Here is a 5,561-nt window from a genome sequence, read left to right as displayed (position 1 = left end):
GGTCGGCGCCGGCGGTGAGGCGGGCGGGGTAGGGAGCGGTGAAGAACTCTCCGAAGACGGAGTCGTAGGCGTCCCAGTCGCGGTCGGCGTTCTGCAGGAACGCGGTGATCTTGACCACGTCGGCGAGCGTGCAGCCGGCCTCGGCGAGGATCGCGGACAGGTTGCGGAACACCTGACGGGTCTGCTCGGCGGCGTCGCCGGGGCCGACGATCTCCCGGGTCACCGGATCGAGCGGGCCGAGGCCCGCGGTGAAGACGAAGCCGCCGGCGATCCGGGCCTGGGAGTAGTGGCCGCGCGGTGCCGGAGCGGCGCTCGTACGGACGGAGTCTGCGGGGGAATCTGGGTCCATGCGCACAATGCTAGAGATATCTTCGGTATTTCGGCTATAGCGATCAGTCCCCGGCGAACTATTGCGGGCGGTCTGAGCACCTCCTAAGCTTCGGGAAACAGAAACTAATTCCGATATTCCGAAGGAGCGCGCATGCGTGTGGCTCTCGCCGGGCTCGGGGACATCGGTCTCACCGCCCACCTGCCCGCTCTGCTGCGCCATCCCTCCGTCGAGGTCGTGCGCGTCGTGGACCCGTCGCCGGAGCGCCGCGCCCTGGCCGCCCGCGCCGTACCCGCCGGGACCGCGGTCGAGGCCGAGCTCGACCCCGACGAGGTCGACGGTGTCGTACTCGCCACCCCGCCCTGGATCACACCGGACCTCACCGTCCGGTACGCCGAAGCCGGGCTGCTCGTCCTCGCCGAGAAGCCGGTGGCCACCTCGGTCGAGGCGGCCGGCATCTACGCGCAGCTCGACGAGGCCCAGCGGCAGCGGGTCCAGGTCGGTCTCACCTACCGCCACGACCCCGCGATCGAGCAGCTGGCGGCCTGGATCAAGGACGGCACGCTCGGCGACCGGATCCTGGTCCGCGCGCACATCTACGACGAGGCGTCCCGCCCGGCCGACGCCGAGCACACGGCGCGGATCACCGCGACGCTCGCGCACGGGATGCCGGTCGTGCACGAGGGCGCGCACGTCTTCGACTGGCTCTCGCACCTGCTCGGCGGACCGCCGGACAGCGTGGACGACGCGTGGTCCCTGGGCACCCGCCCCGACCTGCCCGCGGCGAACCTCACCGGCGCACGCCTCAGCTATCCGGGTGGCCATCGGGCGCTGGTGGAGTTCGGCTGGTTCACCGCCGCCCTCCCCCGCTGCGAGCTCACGTTCCTCGGGGACCGGGGGCTGGCGACGCTCGACGGGTTCACGTTCGACCTGCGCCTGACCACCGCGGACGGCGAGCGTACGGTGCGGTTCCCCGGCGACCGGATGACCCGGTGCTTCGACCTGCAGGTGCAGCGGTTCGTCGAGCTGTACGACGGGACGCGCACGGCGGGCGTACCCTCGCTGGACGACGGGATCGCCGCGTTGCGTACCGCCCAACTTGTCGCCGGGAGGGCTGGATGACCTTCGTCCGCTGGCACCACACGAACCGCAGTACCCTCAACGACCTGTTGCCCGAGGCAATAGTCGTGGTCCCGATCGGGGCGACCGAGCAGCACGGTCCGCATCTGGCGACCGGCACCGACTGGATCCTCGCCGAGGCCGTCGCCGCCGAAGCCGCCGCGCGGGTGCACGAACGCGCTCGCCGCCCGATCGTCCTCGCGCCGCCGGTCCCGTTCGGCGCGTCCGATCACCACCTGCCGTTCGGCGGTACCCTCTCGCTCTCCCCCGAGACCCTGCTCGCCGTACTCCTCGACCTCGCCCGCTCCCTCCACGCGGACGGCGGCCATCGCCTGGTCCTGGTCAACGGCCACGGCGGCAACACCGGCGCCTGCCACGCCGCCGCAGCCGCCGCCTCCACCCGGTACGACGTCAACGTCGCCCACGTCGACTACTGGCAACTCCTCTCCGCCCCCGAAACCGTCCCGGTGCCAGGGCATGCGGGGCAGTTCGAGACCGGGTTGATGCTGGCCCAGGACGAGGGTTTTGTTGCCGAGCGCAAAGAGCGTCCGGAGCTGCCGCCGGAGGTGGCGGTGGACGACGTCGCGCTGCACACGGCGGAGAGCTGGCGGCGGATCGACGGGTACACGGACCGTCCGGAGCTGGCCGACGCGGCCACCGGGCGGAGATGGTTCGACCAGTTGGCGGCCGCGCTCGGCGACCGCCTGCTTCAACTCGCGGAGGCTTTGTGATCGACTTCCATACCCACACGCCGGCGTGGGAGACCGCGACCTGGCTGGGTGGGACGCCCTTCGGTGCCGACGAGTTCGTGGCGTTCATGGACACGGCCGGGATCGAGCACGCGGTCGTCCTCAGTCATGACGGGCTGTTCGACCCGACCCCGGAGTCGAACGACCGGCTGTCCGAGTTCGTCCGTACGTACCCGGACCGGATGACCGGCTTCGGTACGGTCGCCGTCCGCCGGAAGACCGCGGTCGACGAGGCCGAGCGGATGGTCGGCGAGCTCGGGCTGCGCGGCCTGAAACTGCACCCCTGGCTGCAGGGGTTCAGCATGCACGAGCGGTCCCTCGACCCGATCTGCGAGGTGATCGAGTCGGTCGGCGGGGTGCTGCTCAGCCACGACGGCACGCCGCCGTACTCGACCGCCGGCCAGATCGCCGCCCTCGCCCGCCGGCATCCGAAGCTGCGGGTGGTCCTCGGCCACGGCGGCCTGCACGACCTGTGGCGGGAAGCGCTGGCGATGACGCAGGAGACCGAGAACCTCTACCTGTGCATCTGCGGTACGCCGCCGTACGCCGCGCGCCGCATCCTCCGGGAGGCCCCGCCGCACAAGGTGATCTTCGGGACCGACGCCGGCCTGTCCGACAAGGCCAGCCAGGACTACGCGGTCGCCCGGATCAAGGAGATCGACGGCTGGGGCATCACCGACACCCAGCGCCGGGCGATGCTCGTCGACAACCCCCGCCGCCTCCTGGAACCCGCGTGACGGCCGCCAACACTGCGACCGTCGCCGCGATCCAGACCGCGCGGGTCAGCCTGCGCGCCGCCCCCGAACTGCTGGTCCGCGGCGCTCGCGGTGCGCACGACCGTTCCGACTTCCTGCTCGTCCGGGTCGTCACCAGTGACGGCGTCGAGGGGTACGGCGAGGTCAGCGCGACCCCGATCTGGTCCGGCGAGGACGGTACGTCGGCGGACCACTTCATCCGTACGGCGCTCGCACCCGCACTGATCGGGCAGCCCCTGACCCCGGTCGGTGCGCTGGAAGACCTTATGGACAAGGTGTTGCAAGGCAACCCGTTCACGAAGGCCGGCGTCTCGATCGCGCTGTGGGACGCGTTCGCGCGCACCCTCGACGTACCGCTGGCCGTCGCGCTGGGCGGGCCGTACCGGACCGAGGTCCCGATCAAACTCTCGCTGTCCGGCAGCGACGAGGAGCTGGAGCGCGCGTACAACGCGGCGCGTGCCGCCGGGTTCGGCGCGTTCAAGGTGAAGGTCGGCCTGGACCTCGACACCGATCTCCACCGGGTACGCCGGGCCCGCGAGCTGGCCGGCGACGCCTTCCTGGGTACGGATGCGAACGGCGGGTGGACCCGGGCTGAGGCGATCAGAGCGGTGCCTGAGCTGAAGGCGTCCGGTGTCGCGTTCCTCGAGCAGCCGTTGGAGCCTCGCGACGTACGAGGGGCGAACGAGGTGCGGCAGCTCGGACTGCCCGTGATCGCCGACGAATCGGTGTTCGACGTGCACGATCTGCTGACCGTGATCGAGGCGCGGGCGGCGGACACCGTCAGCTTGTACGTGGGCAAGAGCGCCGGTCCGGGGCGGGCTGTCCGGATGGGGCAGCTCGCGGCGGCGCACGGGATCGACGTGCTGATCGGGTCGAACGGTGAGCTGGGGATCGGCGCGGCCGCGCAGTTGCAGGTGGCGGCGGCGTTGCCCCGGTTGTCGGCGTACCCGAGCGACATCATCGGCGCGCACTACTACACCGAGGACGTGCTGGCGAAACCGCTGGACAGCGACGGACGGTACGTCCGGCTGACCGGCGGTCCCGGCCTGGGAGTGACCTTGAGAGACGACCTGTTGCGGGAGTTCCGATGATCGTCGATGTCCATGCGCACACACCGACCCACCGCGACGCGGTGCCCGAGGACGAGCGGCAGGTGTACACGAACTGGCGCAACGACCGCCCGGTGGAGACCGCGAACTCGTGGGCCGACTACGACCGGGCGATGGCGGCCGCCGACGTGTCGATCGTCTTCAACATCGCCGTCGACAATCCGCTCGAACTCACCGGGCTGCCGTATCCGCCGGAGCGCTGCAACGACGCGACCGCCGAGTTCGTGCAGGACAACCCGGCGAAGCGGATCGGCTTCATGTCGGTGAACCCGACGGCGCCCGGCGCCCTCGAGGAGGCCGACCGCTGCCGAGACCTCGGCCTGGTCGGGGTGAAGCTCGGCCCGAACTACCAGAACTTCGACCCGCTCGGCGAGCCCGCGCTGGCGTTCTACGACTACTGCCAGCGGCACGGCCTGCCGATCCTGTTCCACTCCGGCGCCTCGCCGATGCGGCACGCGCCGCTGCGCTACACCTATCCCCTGGTCACCGACGAGATCGCGCTGCGGTACCCGGAGCTGCGGATCGTGATGGCGCACATGGGCCACCCGTGGAGCCGGGAGACGGTCGTGACGATCCGCAAGCACCCGCACGTGTACGCCGACGTGTCGTCGATCTATCTGCGCCCGTGGGTGCTCTACCAGTCGCTGATCAACGCGGTCGAGTGGGGCGCGACCGGGAAGCTGCTGCTCGGGTCGGACTACCCGATCGCCAACACCGGCGAAGCGATCGCCGGATTGCAGACTGTCAACAATATGATTGAAGGCACCAAGTTCCCGCGGGTCCCGGACGAGGTCGTCGACGGGATCGTGCACGCGGACGCGCTCGGTGCCCTCGGGCTGGAGGTGCCCGCATGATCGTCGACGCCCATGTCCGGATCGGCGACAGCCGGGAGGCGAGCCTGAAGCCGGCCGACCTGCTCGCCACGATGGATGCCCTCGGCATCGACCAGGCGATCGTCGCGCCGTCGGAGCGCTGCATCGCCTACGACAACCGCGAAGGCAACGAGGCGACGGCACAGGCCGCGCGGGAGTCCGGCGGCCGGTTGCTCCCGTATGCCGTGGCGAACCCGTGGCGCGGCCGCGCGGCCCTCGACGAGCTCGACCGGGCCCGCGACGCCGGCGCCGTCGCGCTCGCGGTGGACTCGGTCCTGCAGGGATTCGACCTGCTCGACGGCCTGCTCGATCCGCTGCTCGACTTCGCCGCCACGGCCGGCTGGTTCGCGTACGTCCGTACCGGTACGCCGGCCACCGCGCTCCCGCTGCCGCTCGCCAGCCTCGCCCGCCGGCGGCCCGAGCTGCCGGTGCTGATGGGCAAGAGCGGCGCCACGGACTTCTGGATCGACGCCGTCCCGGCCCTGCTGCACGCGCCCAACCTGTACGGCGACACGTCGTACGCGCCCTGGGACACGGTGCTCAGCGGGTTCCTCGCCGAGCCCGGGATCGGCGCCGAACGGCTCGTGTTCTCGACCGACTCGCCGTACACCGTGCCGCTCGCGGAGGTG

7 protein-coding genes are annotated in these 5,561 nt (G+C 71.1%); 6 read left to right on the top strand and 1 reads right to left on the bottom strand.

What is annotated here, in order from left to right:
* Positions 1-349: RidA family protein (locus VFF46_RS32410; RefSeq protein ID WP_325041048.1), on the bottom strand; the 349-nt coding region annotated here is incomplete at its 3' end.
* A gap of 132 nt (positions 350-481) precedes the next feature.
* Here VFF46_RS32410 and VFF46_RS32405 point away from each other — a divergent pair.
* The 6 genes from VFF46_RS32405 to VFF46_RS32380 form a co-directional block, all read left to right on the top strand.
* Positions 482-1,450 carry a Gfo/Idh/MocA family oxidoreductase gene (locus VFF46_RS32405; protein WP_325041047.1) on the top strand — a complete coding sequence of 323 codons (969 nt, stop codon included), beginning with the start codon at positions 482-484 and terminating at the stop codon, positions 1,448-1,450.
* Entirely contained in the window at positions 1,447-2,178 is a 732-nt protein-coding gene (locus VFF46_RS32400; protein WP_325041046.1) for a creatininase family protein, read from the top strand. Before VFF46_RS32405 ends, VFF46_RS32400 begins: the two co-directional genes overlap by 4 nt.
* The gene (locus VFF46_RS32395) at positions 2,175-2,933 is read left to right on the top strand and encodes an amidohydrolase family protein (RefSeq protein ID WP_325041045.1); all 759 of its coding nucleotides are present in this window, start codon (positions 2,175-2,177) and stop codon (positions 2,931-2,933) included. The genes VFF46_RS32400 and VFF46_RS32395 overlap by 4 nt, the downstream gene beginning before the upstream one ends.
* Positions 2,930-4,042, top strand: coding sequence for a mandelate racemase/muconate lactonizing enzyme family protein (locus VFF46_RS32390; RefSeq protein ID WP_325041044.1), 1,113 nt, complete (start codon positions 2,930-2,932; stop codon positions 4,040-4,042). Before VFF46_RS32395 ends, VFF46_RS32390 begins: the two co-directional genes overlap by 4 nt.
* The gene (locus VFF46_RS32385) at positions 4,039-4,914 is read left to right on the top strand and encodes an amidohydrolase family protein (protein ID WP_325041043.1); all 876 of its coding nucleotides are present in this window, start codon (positions 4,039-4,041) and stop codon (positions 4,912-4,914) included. Before VFF46_RS32390 ends, VFF46_RS32385 begins: the two co-directional genes overlap by 4 nt.
* Positions 4,911-5,561: amidohydrolase family protein (locus VFF46_RS32380; protein WP_325041042.1), on the top strand; the 651-nt coding region annotated here is incomplete at its 3' end. The genes VFF46_RS32385 and VFF46_RS32380, both read left to right, overlap by 4 nt.

Origin of the sequence: Kribbella sp., from assembly GCF_035655035.1 — a bacterium.
Taxonomy (GTDB): Bacteria; Actinomycetota; Actinomycetes; order Propionibacteriales; family Kribbellaceae; genus Kribbella.
Note: the sequence above shows the minus strand (reverse complement) of the source record. Positions and strands in the feature narration are given on the sequence as shown.